The organism is Paradesertivirga mongoliensis, assembly GCF_024436395.1.
GTDB lineage: Bacteria > Bacteroidota > Bacteroidia > Sphingobacteriales > Sphingobacteriaceae > Paradesertivirga > Paradesertivirga mongoliensis.
The window spans coordinates 430,586-446,952 of record NZ_JAFMZO010000001.1 but is presented as its reverse complement, the minus strand read 5'-3'; the positions used below and the strand labels follow the sequence as shown (position 1 = coordinate 446,952).

The window sequence follows — 16,367 nt, the reverse complement described above, 5'->3', positions numbered from 1 at the left end:
TTAATTATTTTTTACTTGCATCAATCTCATAAACCTGAAGAAGGCGTATACAATTACCGCTATTCCAAAGATCGTGCGGTATGGATTCTCAAACTGCGGAAGCACATTTTTGAAAAATAGCAATATAATTCCGAGTACCAGGTAAGCGGCAAATATTAAAAGGCCTAAAATGAACAGAAATCGCTTGTCGGGCGATTTCTGTATCTCATTGTTTCTATTTAGCATGTTATTGGGCTTCCATTTGCAGCATTAACGGTAAAGTGTACTGTACACGTACAGGCCGGCCATTCTGAATGCCTGGTTCCCATTTCTTAGACTTCATTAACATTCTTTTGGCAACATCGCCAGTGCCATGTCCTAAATCTTTCAGAACTTTTATATCGGTTAAAGAACCATCTTTTTCAACTACGAAAGACACGGTCAATCGGCCGGATACGCCAGCCTCACGAGCGGAAGTTGGGTATTCATATGTCCTTCCAACCCATTTATAAAATTCATCCATACCGCCCGGGTATTTAGGCATTACCTCGATGGTAGCCACAGAGTGAATACTATTGTCTTCTGTAACCTGAGAGCCTACAGGGGCCTCACCAACAGGTTCTTCAATCCGAACTTCCTGAGTAGGGTCACCTTCAATTGTTTTTTGCCCCGGATCTGCCACTTTAAGTTCTTCAACAGTTGGTGGCTCTTCATCTCTAACCTCTTCTTTGGGTACTACTACCGGAGGTGGGAACCTGATCTGATCCACTTTAGGTCTTGGTGGTTCAACAGGTGGCGGAGGTGGAGGCGTGTTCTCGTCTACAGGAGGCGGAGGAGTAAGGATTACTTCTGTTTCGATCAGTTTTTCTTTATCCTCTGGTGTCAAACCTTTAACGTATTTTAAAATTAAAGGAGTGCTTATCGCCAGAATAAATATGGTACCACCAATCATCAGGGCTTTTGTGGTATTCCATGAGTTTAGTTTCCGTAACTCATAAGCTCCATAAGCCTGATTCCTACCTGCAAAAACTACGTCGATCCACGCGGTTTTAAAAATATCTAACTTTGCCATTTTAATGTTTTGACGTAAATACGTTTTTGTTAATAAAGACCATCGCGTTTTAATAACTCAATTTCGTCAGCAGTAATATCAGTAAGCGCACGTTGTTTAACGTCTACTATATTTACTTCATCAAAAATATCTACTAAGTTCTTGTATGATGATTTATCGCTGGGCTTGATGATTACGAACAGGTCTTTACCGGTTGCAGCTCTTACGGACTTCATTTTATCTAGAAGCGCAGCTCTGATTCCGTTTTTACCATAACCGGTTGTCGTTGGAGTTGTTGGATTATCAACCGTCCCCATATACCATTCGATCTCGTTATTATTGCCTAAAAGAATAGTCATCGTTCTGTCGTCAGCAACCTTAAGGTTATCATCAACATTCTCTTCCTTATCAGGCATGGTCATATCCATGGCCTGAGGTTTATTTAGGGAGGTAGTTAGCATGAAGAAGGTGATCAATAAGAATGCAAGATCAACCATCGCCGTTAAATCGACTCTTGTTGAAGCTTTCTTACTTCTTACCTTCCCGCCTTTACCACCCCCGCTGGAGGTATCTAATTCTGCCATTGTTTAATATTTTATGATATTTAATCAGTTCCTTCAAGAGCAGTAATAAAGCTAAATTTATTTACTTCCTGCTTTTGTAACATATCAATGATCTTTTTAACCGTAGGGTATTCTTCTTTGGAATCACCTTTTATACTAAAGCGTAGAGAGGCATTGTTAAGCTCTTTAGCCGCATATCTTGAGTTCAAGATCCAGTAATGTAATTCGGAGGCCTGACCACCAATAGAGTCTATTGGGATTCCGGTCTGGAACCCAGGTTTTAGCCGTTGTTCGTTACCCACATTGATAACTTGTTTTAAATTACCTATAGGAACGCCAAAGCTTTCCATCAAAGAAAATCTTTCTTTTTCTTCAGCTGTGAAAGGATAGCTGTAGCGTTCGCTCATTTTTTCGAGTGTACGAACACGAACAGCTTCTTCAGCTACTCCAAAGAATACTTTACCATTTCCGATGGTGATAACGGCAATATTGGTTGATGGTTGTTTCGCTTTTGTGGTGGAGGATGGAGTATCAACCGGTAGCGGTTCTGGCTGGCGGGCAGTTGCTGTTAAAATGAAAAACGTTAACAGCAGAAACGCCACGTCGCACATTGCCGTCATATCGATAGCTGTACTCTTCCTTGCAACTTTAACTCTAGGCATCGCTTAAATTTCTAATCGTTTATATATAGATGAATTTGCCCGGCACTTTCCATAAGCCCGAGCAAATAAATCTTTCGAAATTTTATTTATGTGTACTTGCGTACGTTTGAACAATTGAAAATCCAGCCTCATCGATTGAATAAGTCAATTTATCAATTTTTGAAGTGAAGAAATTGTACATAATAATTGCAAGGAAAGATGTACCGATACCAGTTGCAGTATTGATTAGTGCCTCAGAGATACCGTTTGCAAGTGCAGATGAATCAGGAGCACCTGCTTGTGCCAAACCGGCGAAGGCCTTGATCATACCTGTTACTGTACCTAACAAACCTGCAAGAGTACCAACTGATACCAAAGTAGCAATTACCGTCAGGTTTTGTTCTAACATTGGCATTTCAAGAGAAGTAGCCTCTTCGATGTCTTTCTGGATGGCTAATGATGCTTGTTCTGTATTCATTCTGGCGTCGTTTTCAACTTCTCTGTATTTTTTCAATCCAGATTTGATAACGTTTGCTACTGAGCCTTTTTGTTTATCGCACTCTGCCATTGCTGCTTCAATGTTTCCAGCACTTAAAAAGCCTTGAATTTTTCTTACGAAAACGTCTACGTTTCCGGTACCGGCAGCTTTATTAATAACGATAAAACGCTCAATAGAGAATACAATTACCATTAAAAACATTCCCATTAGTACCGGAACTACATATCCGCCTTTATATACCATCCCAAAATAATTTCCTTGTAGAGGTTGGGTATCATGCAGATCCGGATCTGCTCCACCCACAAAATTCGACGGATCTCCCATCACAAATTTCCATAGGAGGAATGCGATTACCAGGCAGATTACTATGGATAAACTCGCAAAGATGTTTGAACCATTTCCCTCTTTCTTCGCTGTTGCTGTTGTTGCTTTTGGTGCGGTTGCCATTTTACTTTAAAATTTAGTTTTAAATTTAGTTTAGATTATAATAGTTTTTAATTTATTGATTGCAAAGTTTGTATAACGGGGTAACAAAAATATAATTTTCGAAGTAATAAAAAATTATTTGTGCACATGATAACAATTCAGTTACCCGATCCAGCAGAATCTCCGTTTGGGACTTATAACTGGTGTTTGAAAAAAATTGTTTTACAATGAAAACTATTTTTTCTATCAAATGCAAATATCTTGATTAAATACAGTTTAATCGCTGTTTTTGTGGTGGTTAGCCTCCGGATTTTTTTACCTTAAATCCTTCGTTTTTAAGTATTTCTACTATTTTATCCCTAAAGTCGCCTTGTATTAAGATTTCGTTAAGTTTAGATGCACCGCCGGTTCCGCATTTTTGCTTCAGCTTTTTTCCGAGCGCTTCCAGATCTTCAGTCGTGCCTTTAAATCCGGTTATTAGTGTAACTGCCTTACCGCCTCTTTGTTTCTTGTCTAGTTGAACCCGGAGGTCCTGTTGCTGGGGAGCCAGAGTTTTTTGTTCGGGCGTTTCATCAAACTGGTACTCAAATCCGGGATCAGTCGAATAAACTACGCCTGATATGTTTTTGTTTTTTTTTGACATTATTGAAAATACCTAGTTCAGAATAGCAAGTGATAAAGGTTTAACCTTGATTTCAATACACTTATCCATCTCGATGGGTTCGCCGTCCACATGAACCATCCCTCCTTGTTTTCTGTTAATACGGATATTTTTTCCCTTTATTATCTCGACATAACTGGTGGTATGCACCGTTTTATTAAATAAATGATACCCTACTACCGGAAATTGTACAAGTGGAAAAGGTTTAATAATACATACATCCAGTAATCCATCATCCAATTTAGCGTCGGGTGAAATATACGCATTATTGCCATACTGGCAAGAGTTTGCAATACTAATCATAAATGCCTCCCGCTCGTAATGATTGCCGTCAATTTCAAGGTCATAATTTTCCGGAACGTATGCAGACACCTCTTTCAGGGCGGTATGCACATATCCTTTTAATCCCCGGTTCTTCAACTGGGCGAATTTTGCACTGATATGAGCGTCGAAGCCCATCCCGGCCATGTTGAAGAATTTCCGCTCGTTCAGAATGCCCGAATCTATTCGCCGGCAGTGAAGATTGTTAAGAATCTGAACCGCCTTTTTATTGCTTAAAGAGATATTTAAAGAACGTGCCAGGCCGTTTCCAGAACCAAAAGGGATTATTCCCATAATGGTATCTGTGCCTTCCAGGGCAGAGGCTACTTCGTTTATAGTGCCATCGCCGCCTACCGAAACCACGATGTCCATTCCGTTCTCGACAGCCTCTATAGCTAAATCGTTAGCATGTGTAGGCCATTCGGTATAAACAAAATCTGCATTAAACCTGTCGAGGTCGAGATGCATTGTTGCGAAAGCCGGAAACTCTAATTTCTTTTTCCCCCCCGATATCGGATTTATTATAAATAATACGCTCTTTTTCAATTGAAATTATGAGAGGCCTAAAATACCTTATAATTTTCCTTAATCTAAAAATAATTGTACTTTCGCCGGGGTATTGGTGGAATGATTTGCTTTGTGTCTATGGCACTGGATTGCAACCACGTAAAAAAATTGCTAATGTCTTTTTTTACACTCCGCATTCTGCAATCCCACCAAGCTTCAAATAGAAAGAATTTAATTATGCCATATTTATTTACTTCTGAGTCTGTATCTGAAGGACATCCGGACAAAGTAGCGGATCAGATTTCGGATGCGTTGATTGATAATTTTTTAGCCTGGGATGCTGATTCCAAAGTTGCATGCGAAACCCTGGTAACAACCGGTCTGGTAGTTTTAGCCGGGGAAGTTAAATCAAATACCTATTTAGACGTTCAGCGCATTGCCCGTGAAGTGATCACTAAAATAGGTTACACCAAGGCAGAGTATATGTTCGAAGCCAGCTCTTGTGGGATTATTTCGGCTATTCATGAGCAGTCGGCAGATATTAACCAGGGAGTAGATCGTAAAGAGAAACAGGAACAAGGGGCCGGTGATCAGGGGATGATGTTTGGTTATGCAACAAGCGAAACCGCTAACTATATGCCTTTAGCTCTGGATCTGGCTCATAAAATACTTATTGAGCTTGCCGCTTTACGCCGCGAGAATTCAGCAATCAGTTATTTGCGTCCTGATGCAAAATCGCAGGTGACTATCGAATACAGCGATGATCACAAACCGGTGCGCATTGATGCTATTGTAGTTTCAACTCAGCACGACGATTTCGCTGATGAAAAAGCGATGCAGGAGAAGATCAGCGCAGATATCATCAATATTTTGATACCTCGGGTTAAAGCGAAGCTTAAACCCGAATTACAGGGATTGTTTAACAACGATATTAAATATCATATTAACCCTACCGGGAAGTTTGTCATTGGTGGTCCTCACGGAGATACCGGATTAACCGGTCGTAAGATCATTGTAGATACGTATGGCGGTAAAGGCGGTCATGGTGGTGGTGCGTTTTCGGGCAAGGATCCATCGAAAGTGGACCGTTCTGCGGCTTATGCAACTCGTCATATTGCTAAAAATCTTGTGGCAGCGGGTGTTTGTGATGAGGTTTTGGTACAAGTTTCGTATGCGATTGGTGTAAAAGACCCGATGGGTATTTATGTAAACACCTATAATTCTTCAAAAGTTGGAATTAACGATGGGGAAATAGCCAAAAAGGTTGCGGAAATATTTGATATGACACCTTATGGTATTGAGACTCGACTAAAACTTCGTAATCCGATGTATTCAGAAACTGCAGCTTATGGCCACATGGGAAGAGAATACGAAGTGGTGAAAAAGCAATTCGAAGGTGCTGGCGGCGAAAAGAAAGAAATCGAGGTAGAACTATTCACCTGGGAAAAACTTGATTACGTAGAAAAAGTGAAAGCGGCTTTCGGAATCTAAGTCGATTTAAAAACATATTGAAGAGCCTTCTGTATATCAGGAGGCTTTTTTGTTATTTTACTATTCGTCCGGTGAATAAATGTGAGCGTTTTTATCGGAGAACTTAAGACTGAACTACATGATTGACGAGAATCACAATCCCTGGCAAACCCTGTCTGCGAAAGAAATATATGATAACCCATGGATAAATGTTACTGAGTATGAGGTGATCAACCCATCGGGCGGGAATGGAATTTATGGCAAAGTACATTTTAAAAACCTCGGAATCGGGATTTTGCCTCTGGATGATGAACTGCATACCTGGCTGGTAGGCCAGTACCGATATACCTTAAATAAGTATAGTTGGGAAATTCCCGAAGGAGGGTGTCCGCTGGGAACCGATCCTTTGGAAACGGCCAAACGGGAGCTTTTGGAGGAGACCGGTTTGATAGCCGCCGAATGGAAAGAGTTAATGCCTTTTCATTTGTCTAACTCAGTTTGCGACGAAGCCGGATATATTTATCTGGCCAGGGGCTTGCAGCAGGGCGAAGCAGAGCCGGAAGAAACTGAACAATTGCAGGTGAAGCGTTTGCCTTTTGAAGAAGCATATAAAATGGTGATATCGGGTCAGATCACTGATTCATTAAGTGTAGCTGCAATATTGAGAGTTAAACTGCTGTTGCTTGAAAATAAGGTTTAAGCTGTTAGATTTGTGCAACAATTTATAGCATGAGTAAATTTCTGGGATATATCTTTTCCCCGCTTCAATATTTAACGTTTTGCATTTTCCTGCTGATCTTTCATCCTATTCAATGGATCTCTTTGAAGCTGGGAGGCTACTCTGCCCACAAGCGATCTGTAGATATTTTAAACTTTTTCCTGGTGAGCACCTATTACTGTGTGGGATGTCATGTAAGATTTAATAACAAATTCGAACTTCCGCCTGACCGTTCTATTGTTTTTGTAGCTAATCACCAGAGTATGTACGACATTGCTCCGCTCATCTGGCATTTAAGAAAATATCACGCAAAGTTTATTTCCAAAATTGAGCTTACGCGACAACCGATTCCAAGCATACCATTTAACTTAATTCATGGTGGCGGAGCCAACATCGACAGAAAAGATCCGAAACAGTCCATCTCAGAGATCCTGAAGCTGGCCGGGCGGATGAGAGAAAATAAGTGGTCTGCCGTGATATTCCCGGAAGGTACCCGAACAAAGAACGGAAAGATGAAGCCCTTCGCTACTGGCGGCGTGGTGACCTTGCTGAAGAAGGTGCCTGATGCTCTCGTCGTTCCTATCGCCATTCAGGGGTCGTGGGAATTAACTCAATACGGGCTTTATCCTTTAAGGTTCGGGCAGGGGATAACTTACACAGTTTTGGAGCCGATTGCATCTGGCAAAAAATCTCACGAAGAAGTTGTTGCCGAAGCCGAGCAGAAAATAAAAAGTTTCGTAGAGGGTTAAATTTAGATGTTTTTATCCTCTATCACCTTGAAGAAATTATCCCGGTAGGTATCTCCGATAGGGATAATTTTATCACAGATTTGAATTCTGCTCCGTTCTATGCTTTCTATCTTATCAATAGATACGATATACGATTTGTGAACCCTGATAAATCGTCCGGCAGGCAGACTCTCTTCCATTTTTTTCATAGGCTGGAGTGTAATTACCCGCTCCGTTTTTGTGAAGATGGAGATATAATCTTTTAAGCCTTCGATATAGAGGATATCATCGAGATAGATCTTTTGTATCCTGTGTTCGGTTTTAACAAAGATAAACGAATTGATGGTATTGTCGATGATCTTTACCGGCGCTTGCGGGCTAACTTGCTGAAGCGTATTCTGGACCTTTAAAACAGATTTGTAAAACCGGTCGAAAGCTATTGGTTTAAGCAAATAATCGGCAACGTCGAGTTCATATCCATCCAATGCATATTGAGAATAAGCAGTGGTGAGAATAACGTTACACTTGCCGTTTAGAATTTTCAGAAACTGGATGCCGGTAAGTTCTGGCATTTGTACGTCCAGAAAGATCAGGTCGATTTCGTCTTTTTGCGCGATAGCTAAGGCCTCAAACGCGCTGGTTGTAGCAGCAACAAGCTTCAAAAAAGGAACTTTATCAATATAATCTGTGAGTATATCGAGTGCCAGAGGCTCATCGTCAACAACCAGGCAGCGTATCATTATATAATTTATTCAGACTCGGTATCACTAATCGTGCAGAGCGAATATATTGAAATTTGTGGTACGCGGTTTAATTAAAAAATCTAATTTTTAAACCGGATGCGTTTAGTCCGAGAGACATTAATGTATCAGGCTTCTGGTCCCCCCCGACATAAGCTTACAAGCTAAGCCACTTCTTTCTGATAGCCATTTGTTGGGCAGTCGCATTTTTATCTCCTTCTATCCGGTATCGTGCTCCAGGGTGTTGAGTTAACGTAACGTCTATATTTCTGATAATGCCGTCCCTGGACACAGTTACCTTGATTTTGTTACGCACTTTTTTGGCTGATATCGCTTTTGCCAGATCGGTCACCCCTTTTGTGTCGGTAGTGCCTGTTATGCGATAATCGTCTATGGCGATTATCTCGTCGTTCACGCTCAGCCCGTTAGTCCATGCAGCGGTTCCTCTTTGCACCGAAGTAATCATCAGTTTGCCATCTCTTACTACAGTGGCGGCCCCGAGGGTAGGGATAGACTTACCCGCATGGTCATTCACGAGATACAGCCCTGCGTGCCCTAAATATGAATTAAAGCTTATCGGTTCTGTTCCGTTAATATACTTAGTATAGATTTCATCAAGGGGTTTTCCCGCTATTTTCTCGGCCATGGCCTTAAATTCCGCATCAGTATAACCCCGGTTTAACTTTTTATAGTATTCGTCATACATCGCCTTCATTACATCATCTAAGCGTCGGGCTCCCTTGGTTGCGCCCAGTATTTCAAGATCGAGGATCAGCCCGATCATTGCGCCTTTGTCGTAATAGGATATGGTGCTGTTTTTTGAATTTTCGTTCGGCCGGTAATATTTAATCCAGGCGTCAAAGCTTGCTTCGCTAACCGGCTGTATTCTGTTTCCGGGCTGGTTTTCGACTGTATTTATATCGGTAGTAAGTAGTTCGAGATATTTTTCCGGGCTATATATGTTCGTACGGCGCAGCATCAGATTATCATAATAAGCGGTGAAACCTTCGGCTACCCATAAATTGGTGGTATAGTTTTCATTGCTATAATCGAAGGGCCCTAATGCTTGGGGCCGTAATCTCTTAACATTCCATAAGTGGAAATACTCATGAGCCACCAATCCTAAAAAGCTTTTGTAGCTGTCTTCATTGGTATAACCTAATCGTATTGCTCCAAGCACCGTAGAATTAAGGTGCTCGAGTCCGCCTCCGCCAGCCAGGGTGTTGTGCACAATAAATACATAACGTTTATTGGGATTCCCGTCGAAGATGTCAGTTTCGGCCTCTACTATTTTTGTGATATCTGCCGAGAGCTGTTTTTTATCATAATTGCCACCGCCGTACATGGCGACTTCGTGTTTAACGCCCGCTGCTTCAAATTCGAAGGTGTCGTGGTTGCCAACCTCGAGAGGGGAATCGTAGAGAATATCATAGTTTGGCGCATAAAATGTGTTTGCTTGGCCTTTTACCGGCTCGAGTCCGGTCGAAATCTTCTTCCAGTCTTGATACGGCTTAATAGTAACAGTCGATGGCGAGCTGATCTGCCCATCAGGATACATAAATAATCCGCTTGGCGATAAAAATGCATGCGAGACATCTACAAAACTGGTGCGTACCGAGAGTTCAAAAGCGTAAATGCGGTAATTGATCGTAATATCCTTATTGCTTATTCCCGAGATCCTCCAAGTGTTTTTGTTGATTTTTGAGCTTGAAAGGCGGGTATTAGAAGAAGTTCTCGCCGAAAATCCCTCAACATTTTTTGCGAATTCTCTTACCAGGTAAGAACCAGGCGCCCATACAGGCATTCTAAGATCGATCGAGCTGCTATTGATCCCCTTGATGTTCATTTCAACATCAGCGTAATGTGCCTGAGCCTCGGGGAAAGACACCACATAAGAAATTTCGGATTGAGCAGCGCTTCCGGCCGCGTTTAACATCATAAATAATATATATATAGGTGTGTGCGAAAGTAATTTCTTCATTAATTCAATTTTAGTTAAAAATTATGGCTTAGCCAATTGGCTCGGTTTATCCACTGTAAAATAGTTGGTACGATCAACTATTTTTAATCTGCTGCGTTAATTTTGTTGACATGGCAATGAAACAACCATTGGCGCAGTTGCTGATATCAGTTACAAAAAAATACCTCTCTATATTTTCTCAGCAAACAGGAGGATTAGATATTGACAGATATCAATACGTTCTTGTTCTTATTAATTTGCACAAAGAGCAGTTGACGCAAAAAGCACTGTCTGAATTGCTGGAGGTCGACAAGTCGTTTATGGTGAATATTGTAGATTACCTGTCATCTAAAGGGTATGTTGTAAGAGAAAAAAATATAAACGACAGGAGGCAGCAGGTGATCAAACTGACCGACAAAGCCAGGGAAGCGATTCCGAAGATCGAAAAAGTGATCAGCCGCTTAAACAAGCAATCCATGGAAAATCTGTCCGAAGAAAAGATTCAGATATTTTCGGAGGTACTGTTGCAAATCAGTCATAACTTAGCCGAAGTAGAACCTAAAAACATCACCATTAATTACAAAAACAGATAATGAAAAAACGACATATTATTTGGGGTTTACTCCTCACTTTCTTTATTGCTTTGATCGTTTACCGGATAACCAGAAAGGAAGAGGGCGGCGGCAGAAGAGCAGGAGGCGGGCCAGGCGGCGACAGACCAATGAATGTGAACGGCATTGTGGTGACCCCCACGTCTTTTTCAAATTCTCTGACTGTAACGGGCTCAATAGACGCAAACGAAGAAGTTCGTATTATTAGTGAAGTATCGGGAATAGTTAGAGGTATCTATTTTAATGAAGGTAGTAATGTACGGCGCGGGCAGGCGCTGGTGAAAATTGATGACTCCGAATTGCGGGCTCAGCTTGCACAGGCGATGACCAGGCAAAATCTTGCGGCAGAAAACGAAAGACGTGCCCGGCTTTTGCTACAGAAGGAAGCAATCAGTCGCGAGGAGTATGATATCGCATCAGCCGATTTTCGTACGGCAAAGGCTCAGAGTCAGCTAATCAGAGCGCAGATAGGGAAGACGGTAATCAACGCACCCTTTAGCGGAAGGATCGGTCTGCGGGCGGTTTCGACCGGCGAATACGTTACTCCTTCAATGCCAATCACCAATCTTGTGAGTATAAATCCCGTGAAGGTGACATTTTCGGTTCCGGAGAAATATTCTGGCCAGGTGCGGGTGGGGACTACTATTGACTTTACGGTTGCCGGCTCTACGCAGGTATTTAAAGCCAGGGTATACGCATTTGAACCTCGTATTGAAGCAGCCAGCCGTACCCTTCAACTCAGAGCCAGGGCCGACAATCCGGCGGGCGTGTTGATTCCCGGCTCTTTTGTTAGTATTTCCTTGCCTCTTGCCGAGATTGAGGACGCTATACTTGTTCCTTCGGAAGCAATTGTGCCGGTTCAGGAAGGAAAAAAAGTTTTTATAACCGAGGGCGGAAAAGCGAAAGAGGTGATGATTGAGACGTCCACACGAACGGAGAAGGATGTGTTAGTCACGTCAGGATTGAAAGCAGGAGATACCGTGTTAACTACAGGTATCATGACGCTCAAAGATGGGAGTAAAGTGAAAGTGAAAACCGGAGACGGTAAAAATGTGAAACTATGAGTTTATCAACCACAAGTATAAAGAGGCCGGTTTTTACCATCGTGCTGAATCTTATGCTGGTTCTTTTCGGACTAATCGGCTATTCATTTTTAGGTGTCAGGGAATTTCCTTCGATTGATCCGGCAATAGTGTCCGTTCGAACTAACTATTCGGGTGCAAACTCGGACATTATTGAGTCGCAAATTACCGAGCCACTCGAAAAAGCAATTAATTCGATTGATGGGATAAGAAATATATCTTCCTCCAGTAATCAGGGGTCAAGCAGGATTAACATCGAGTTCAACCTTGATAAAAATCTGGAAGAAGCCGCCAACGATGTTCGGGATAAAGTATCACAAGCTGTACGAGAGTTGCCTGATGATATCGATTCACCACCGGTTGTTTCTAAAGCCGATGCTGATTCCGAGCCGATTATTACGATGACGGTTGGAAGCAGCACCCGGGATCAGCTTAATCTGAGCGATTATGCGGAAAATGTGTTGTCGCAGCGGTTTCAAACTATACCGGGAGTGAGCAGCGTGCAAATTTGGGGTCAGAAACGTTACGCAATGCGTTTGTGGTTAAATCCTGATAAGCTCGCGTCATACGGGTTGACCGTCTCTGATATCAGGAATGCCTTAAACCAGCAAAATATTGAACTTCCTTCGGGTAAGGTAACAGGGGCCAACACCGAGTTGGTTGTAAAAACCCTGGGTAATTTATCTAACCAGGAGCAGTTTAATAACCTGATTGTGAAGTCGGAAGGAGATAAGATTATCCGCTTCAGCGATATCGGATCAGCTGAGCTTGGTCCTGAGAATCTTGAAACGAAAATGAGCGAATCCGGGCAACCTATGGTAGGCTTGGCCATAATTCCTCAACCGGGAACTAATTATCTGGAAATTTCAGGCAAGTTTTACGAGGAGTTCGAGAAGTTAAAAAAGGAGGCGCCAAAAGATTTGCAATTGAATATTGCAATGGATAATACGCTTTTTATAAAAAAGTCTGTTACCGAAGTCGCCGAGACTATTCTGATTTCGCTTATCCTGGTTATCATTATCATTTATCTGTTTTTCCGAGATTGGGGAATCGCTTTCCGGCCCTTAATAGATATACCGGTTTCGTTGATAGCCACATTCTTTATCATGTACCTGGCGGGTTTTTCAATCAACGTACTCACGTTGCTGGCGATTGTACTTGCAACTGGTTTGGTGGTGGATGATGGTATCGTGGTGACAGAAAATATCTACAAAAAAGTGGAAGAGGGAATGTCTCCGATTGAAGCCGCAATAAAGGGCGCTAATGAGATCTTTATGGCGGTAATATCGATATCCATAACCCTTGCGGCGGTATTTTTGCCCGTCATCTTTTTAGAGGGATTTGTGGGGCGCCTGTTCCGTGAATTCGGAGTGGTGATTGGGGCAGCGGTATTAATTTCTGCTTTTGTTTCACTAACCCTCACCCCGATGCTAAATGCCTATTTGATGAAGGGAGGCGTACAGAACAAGTCTAAATTTTATAATTGGACAGAGCCGTATTTTCAAAAAATGAACGCTGGTTATGCCAGTGCTTTGGGCGATTTCATGAAGAAGAGGTGGCTGAGCTTTCCTATCATTATCGGATGTCTGGGTTTAACCGTTTTGTTTTATATAAGCCTTACTAAAGAGACAGCACCCTTGGACGACAGGAGTATGCTAAGGTTGCAGATCTCGGCCCAGGAAGGTGCTTCGTACGACTACACCGACCGGTTTATGCAGGAATTAACCGACTTGTTAAACGATTCTATTCCTGAAAAGCAGGTTGCGCTGGTCATTACCTCTCCGGGCTTTGGTGGTTCCGGGTCGGTTAACAGCGGAATGGTTCGTCTGGGTTTAGTCCAACCCGAAGAGCGCGAGCGTTCACAACAGGAAATAGCTGATTTTTTGACCAGGGCAACTAAAAAATATTCTGAAGCCCGTGTTCAGGTGAGCCAGCAGCCTACTATAGCTGTAAATCGCAGGGGCGGACCACCGATTCAATATATCATCCAGGCACCCAACTTTGAAAAGCTTCGCGACAAGATTCCACAATTTTTAGATGAAGCAAGTCAAGACCCTACTTTTTCTATGGTCGATGTGAATTTGAAGTTCAACAAACCGGAAATTAATATCACTATAGACCGTGAAAAGGCGCAGAGCTTAGGCGTATCTGTTCTGGATATTGCACAGACTTTGCAGCTATCGTTAAGCGGACAGCGTTTCGCATACTTTATGATGAATGGCCGGCAATACCAGGTTGTGGGTCAGTTTGAACGTGCCGACCGGGATGATCCTCTGGACCTGACTTCCTTATTTGTAAGGAGCAACACCGGGCAGCTAATTCAGCTCGATAACCTGGTTTCGATGGAAGAACGAAGCAGTCCTCCTCAATTGTATCATAATAACCGGTATCTGGCGGCCACGGTATCTGCGGCGCTTGCTCCCGGCAGAAGTATCGGCGATGGCATTGATGCTATGGATAGAATAAGTGAAAAAGTATTGGATGATACCTTTTCGACCGACTTGTCGGGCGAATCGAGAGATTTTGTGGAAAGTAGTTCAAATACTGCCTTTGCCTTTGCACTGGCCTTGGTGTTGATTTATCTCATTCTGGCGGCACAGTTCGAGAGCTTTGTCGATCCACTTATCATCATTCTCACAGTTCCTATGGCGGTCGCCGGGGCGATGTTTTCCCTGTGGTTATTCGGACAAACGTGGAATATTTTCAGTCAGATCGGTACCATTATGCTTATAGGGCTCGTCACGAAGAACGGGATATTGATTGTTGAATTCGCCAATCAGCTCAGAGAGCAGGGTAAACCTAAAATGGAAGCTATTATGGAAGCTGCAGAAGCACGGCTCCGTCCCATCTTAATGACCAGCCTGGCAATTGCATTGGGAGCGCTTCCTATCGCGCTGGCGCTTGGAGCTGCATCGCAAAGCCGGATGGGTATGGGTATTGTAATCGTAGGGGGAACAATCTTTTCACTGATATTGACATTATTTGTGATCCCTGGTATTTATTCTATGTGGTCTAAAGAACGTAAGCATCATCCTGAATTCGACAGAATTAAGGAGTTTGAGGAGGAAGCTGCCGCAGCACATCATTAAAGATCCTATGAAATTGAAATATATAATAGCGTACTTATTGTTCGGAATATACACCCTTCAGGGCTTTTCGCAGGAGATCCTGACCCTTGAAGAGGCCGTTAGAACCACACTGGAGAATAACTATAACATCTTAATCTCGAAAAATGATGTGGAAATAGCGGAACGCAATGTGAGCCGCGCCAATGCTGGCATGTTGCCAGCGGTTACAGGTACCTTTACGGGAACCAAGACACGTCAGAACAGCAACCAGACCAGGGGCGGAGAAGTGATTGAACGAAGTAATGTTCCCGGCACCAGAACAAATTATGGTGTTGGCCTGAACTGGACGGTGTTCGACGGGTTCAGGATGTTTGCGCGCTACGATCAGTTGCAAGAGCTGCAAAAGTTGGGAGAAGCTAATTTGCAACTTAATATTCTGGGTACTCTGGGCGATGTTATGGAGCAATATTATACCCTTGTGCAACAACAGCAGCAGCTCAAAGCCTTTGATTCTGCAGTAACGATATCCCGTTTAAGGGTAAAAACGGCTCAAACCCGGTTTGAGGTTGGAAAGGCTGCCCGGCTGGAAGTTTTAAACGCTCAGGTAGACTTCAATACCGATACCACCAATTTTTTACAGCAGCAGGTGCTTCACAGAACCACGCAGATCGCACTTAACGAATTAATGGCGAGAGATGTGAATACCGAATTTCGGGTAGTGAACAGCTTTGAATTGAACGAAAGCCTGGTTCTGGGAGAACTGCTTTCTTATGCATTGCAGCAAAATCCGACCTTAAGAGCGGCCTTGATCAGCAGAAGAATAGCAGAACTCGATTTAAAGCAAGTAAAAGCAAACCGGTATCCGGTGGTAGGTTTAAACAGCGGGTACAACTTCAACAAGTCTGAATCTCCGCTCGATTTTGCCTCGCGGTCTCAAAGCAGAGGATTTAACTATGGACTTAGCGCCTCTATCAATATTTTTAACGGGTTTCTTCAACGTCGAAACGAGAAAAACTCTGAAGTCCAGATACGAAGCGCCGAACTGGATTATAAAAGGGTAAATCAAAGCGTGAATGCACAGCTGGCAAGCGCATATCAGATCTATCTAACCAATCTGAGTTTGGTGAAACTGGAGGAAAACAACCAGAAAATTGCCGGACAGAACCTTGATATTACGCTTACGAGGTATCGTCTGGGTACAATTACACAGGTTGAGATAAGAGACGCTCAGCTCAATTATCTGAATGCTACGGTTAGGTTAAATAACGCCCGCTATCAGGCGAAGCTCGCTGAGGTGTCATTGAAAGAAATATCCGGAAATTTGAGTTTTTAGGTCTTTGTA

General features: G+C 42.7%; 16 protein-coding genes. 7 read left to right on the top strand and 9 right to left on the bottom strand.

Translation table 11 applies throughout. From position 1 onward, the window contains the following. From J3P43_RS01630 to J3P43_RS01600, 7 genes are all read right to left on the bottom strand, one after another. Window positions 1–225, bottom strand: coding sequence for a hypothetical protein (locus tag J3P43_RS01630; RefSeq protein ID WP_255898312.1), 225 nt, complete (start codon window positions 223–225; stop codon window positions 1–3). A 1-nt stretch (window position 226) separates the two neighbouring features. Then, window positions 227–1,051 (bottom strand): energy transducer TonB, encoded by an 825-nt coding sequence (locus J3P43_RS01625; protein ID WP_255898310.1) that lies wholly within the window; start codon window positions 1,049–1,051, stop codon window positions 227–229. Window positions 1,052–1,080: 29 nt separating this feature from the next. After that, window positions 1,081–1,614 carry an ExbD/TolR family protein gene (locus J3P43_RS01620; RefSeq protein WP_255898308.1) on the bottom strand — a complete coding sequence of 178 codons (534 nt, stop codon included), beginning with the start codon at window positions 1,612–1,614 and terminating at the stop codon, window positions 1,081–1,083. Window positions 1,615–1,634: 20 nt separating this feature from the next. Next, window positions 1,635–2,255 carry an ExbD/TolR family protein gene (locus J3P43_RS01615; protein WP_255898306.1) on the bottom strand — a complete coding sequence of 207 codons (621 nt, stop codon included), beginning with the start codon at window positions 2,253–2,255 and terminating at the stop codon, window positions 1,635–1,637. A gap of 82 nt (window positions 2,256–2,337) precedes the next feature. After that, a complete protein-coding gene (locus tag J3P43_RS01610; protein ID WP_255898304.1) occupies window positions 2,338–3,180 on the bottom strand; it encodes a MotA/TolQ/ExbB proton channel family protein in 843 nt (280 codons plus the stop codon). A 277-nt stretch (window positions 3,181–3,457) separates the two neighbouring features. Further along, window positions 3,458–3,802 carry a translation initiation factor gene (locus J3P43_RS01605; RefSeq protein ID WP_255898302.1) on the bottom strand — a complete coding sequence of 115 codons (345 nt, stop codon included), beginning with the start codon at window positions 3,800–3,802 and terminating at the stop codon, window positions 3,458–3,460. Between the two features lie 12 nt (window positions 3,803–3,814). Beyond that, entirely contained in the window at window positions 3,815–4,687 is an 873-nt protein-coding gene (locus J3P43_RS01600) for a diacylglycerol/lipid kinase family protein (RefSeq protein ID WP_255898300.1), read from the bottom strand. A 198-nt stretch (window positions 4,688–4,885) separates the two neighbouring features. On the opposite strand from J3P43_RS01600, the gene metK reads away from it, so the two are divergent. The 3 genes from metK (at window position 4,886) to J3P43_RS01585 (ending at window position 7,585) form a co-directional block, all read left to right on the top strand. After that, complete coding sequence (metK, locus tag J3P43_RS01595; protein ID WP_255898298.1) at window positions 4,886–6,139, top strand: methionine adenosyltransferase; 1,254 nt, start codon at window positions 4,886–4,888, stop codon at window positions 6,137–6,139. Between the two features lie 118 nt (window positions 6,140–6,257). Next, window positions 6,258–6,818 (top strand): NUDIX domain-containing protein, encoded by a 561-nt coding sequence (locus tag J3P43_RS01590; RefSeq protein WP_255898296.1) that lies wholly within the window; start codon window positions 6,258–6,260, stop codon window positions 6,816–6,818. A 29-nt stretch (window positions 6,819–6,847) separates the two neighbouring features. Further along, the gene (locus J3P43_RS01585; RefSeq protein ID WP_255898294.1) at window positions 6,848–7,585 is read left to right on the top strand and encodes a lysophospholipid acyltransferase family protein; all 738 of its coding nucleotides are present in this window, start codon (window positions 6,848–6,850) and stop codon (window positions 7,583–7,585) included. A 2-nt stretch (window positions 7,586–7,587) separates the two neighbouring features. Here J3P43_RS01585 and J3P43_RS01580 read toward each other — a convergent pair whose 3' ends face one another. Both J3P43_RS01580 and J3P43_RS01575 read right to left on the bottom strand, forming a co-directional pair. Further along, window positions 7,588–8,304: a LytR/AlgR family response regulator transcription factor gene (locus tag J3P43_RS01580; protein ID WP_255898292.1), complete on the bottom strand. Its 717-nt coding sequence runs from the start codon at window positions 8,302–8,304 to the stop codon at window positions 7,588–7,590. Between the two features lie 157 nt (window positions 8,305–8,461). After that, entirely contained in the window at window positions 8,462–10,285 is a 1,824-nt protein-coding gene (locus J3P43_RS01575) for a M61 family metallopeptidase (protein WP_255898290.1), read from the bottom strand. A gap of 110 nt (window positions 10,286–10,395) precedes the next feature. On the opposite strand from J3P43_RS01575, the gene J3P43_RS01570 reads away from it, so the two are divergent. Genes J3P43_RS01570 through J3P43_RS01555 form a run of 4 tightly spaced genes read left to right on the top strand, consistent with a single transcriptional unit; the run spans window position 10,396 to window position 16,358 of the window. Next, entirely contained in the window at window positions 10,396–10,857 is a 462-nt protein-coding gene (locus tag J3P43_RS01570) for a MarR family winged helix-turn-helix transcriptional regulator (protein WP_255898288.1), read from the top strand. Beyond that, the gene (locus J3P43_RS01565; protein ID WP_255898286.1) at window positions 10,857–11,939 is read left to right on the top strand and encodes an efflux RND transporter periplasmic adaptor subunit; all 1,083 of its coding nucleotides are present in this window, start codon (window positions 10,857–10,859) and stop codon (window positions 11,937–11,939) included. Before J3P43_RS01570 ends, J3P43_RS01565 begins: the two co-directional genes overlap by 1 nt. After that, window positions 11,936–15,046: an efflux RND transporter permease subunit gene (locus J3P43_RS01560; RefSeq protein WP_255898284.1), complete on the top strand. Its 3,111-nt coding sequence runs from the start codon at window positions 11,936–11,938 to the stop codon at window positions 15,044–15,046. The genes J3P43_RS01565 and J3P43_RS01560 overlap by 4 nt, the downstream gene beginning before the upstream one ends. 7 nt (window positions 15,047–15,053) lie before the next feature. Next, window positions 15,054–16,358: a TolC family protein gene (locus J3P43_RS01555; RefSeq protein WP_255898282.1), complete on the top strand. Its 1,305-nt coding sequence runs from the start codon at window positions 15,054–15,056 to the stop codon at window positions 16,356–16,358. Window positions 16,359–16,367: the final 9 nt, after the last annotated feature.

Bases quoted from the DNA above. Each gene is read 5' to 3' on its own strand.
- J3P43_RS01630 (WP_255898312.1), bottom strand. From the start codon at position 225: ATGCTAAATAGAAACAATGAGATACAGAAATCGCCCGACAAGCGATTT.
- J3P43_RS01625 (WP_255898310.1), bottom strand. From the start codon at position 1,051: ATGGCAAAGTTAGATATTTTTAAAACCGCGTGGATCGACGTAGTTTTT.
- J3P43_RS01620 (WP_255898308.1), bottom strand. From the start codon at position 1,614: ATGGCAGAATTAGATACCTCCAGCGGGGGTGGTAAAGGCGGGAAGGTA.
- J3P43_RS01615 (WP_255898306.1), bottom strand. From the start codon at position 2,255: ATGCCTAGAGTTAAAGTTGCAAGGAAGAGTACAGCTATCGATATGACG.
- J3P43_RS01610 (WP_255898304.1), bottom strand. From the start codon at position 3,180: ATGGCAACCGCACCAAAAGCAACAACAGCAACAGCGAAGAAAGAGGGA.
- J3P43_RS01605 (WP_255898302.1), bottom strand. From the start codon at position 3,802: ATGTCAAAAAAAAACAAAAACATATCAGGCGTAGTTTATTCGACTGAT.
- metK (WP_255898298.1), top strand. From the start codon at position 4,886: ATGCCATATTTATTTACTTCTGAGTCTGTATCTGAAGGACATCCGGAC.
- J3P43_RS01590 (WP_255898296.1), top strand. From the start codon at position 6,258: ATGATTGACGAGAATCACAATCCCTGGCAAACCCTGTCTGCGAAAGAA.
- J3P43_RS01585 (WP_255898294.1), top strand. From the start codon at position 6,848: ATGAGTAAATTTCTGGGATATATCTTTTCCCCGCTTCAATATTTAACG.
- J3P43_RS01580 (WP_255898292.1), bottom strand. From the start codon at position 8,304: ATGATACGCTGCCTGGTTGTTGACGATGAGCCTCTGGCACTCGATATA.
- J3P43_RS01575 (WP_255898290.1), bottom strand. From the start codon at position 10,285: ATGAAGAAATTACTTTCGCACACACCTATATATATATTATTTATGATG.
- J3P43_RS01570 (WP_255898288.1), top strand. From the start codon at position 10,396: ATGGCAATGAAACAACCATTGGCGCAGTTGCTGATATCAGTTACAAAA.
- J3P43_RS01565 (WP_255898286.1), top strand. From the start codon at position 10,857: ATGAAAAAACGACATATTATTTGGGGTTTACTCCTCACTTTCTTTATT.
- J3P43_RS01560 (WP_255898284.1), top strand. From the start codon at position 11,936: ATGAGTTTATCAACCACAAGTATAAAGAGGCCGGTTTTTACCATCGTG.
- J3P43_RS01555 (WP_255898282.1), top strand. From the start codon at position 15,054: ATGAAATTGAAATATATAATAGCGTACTTATTGTTCGGAATATACACC.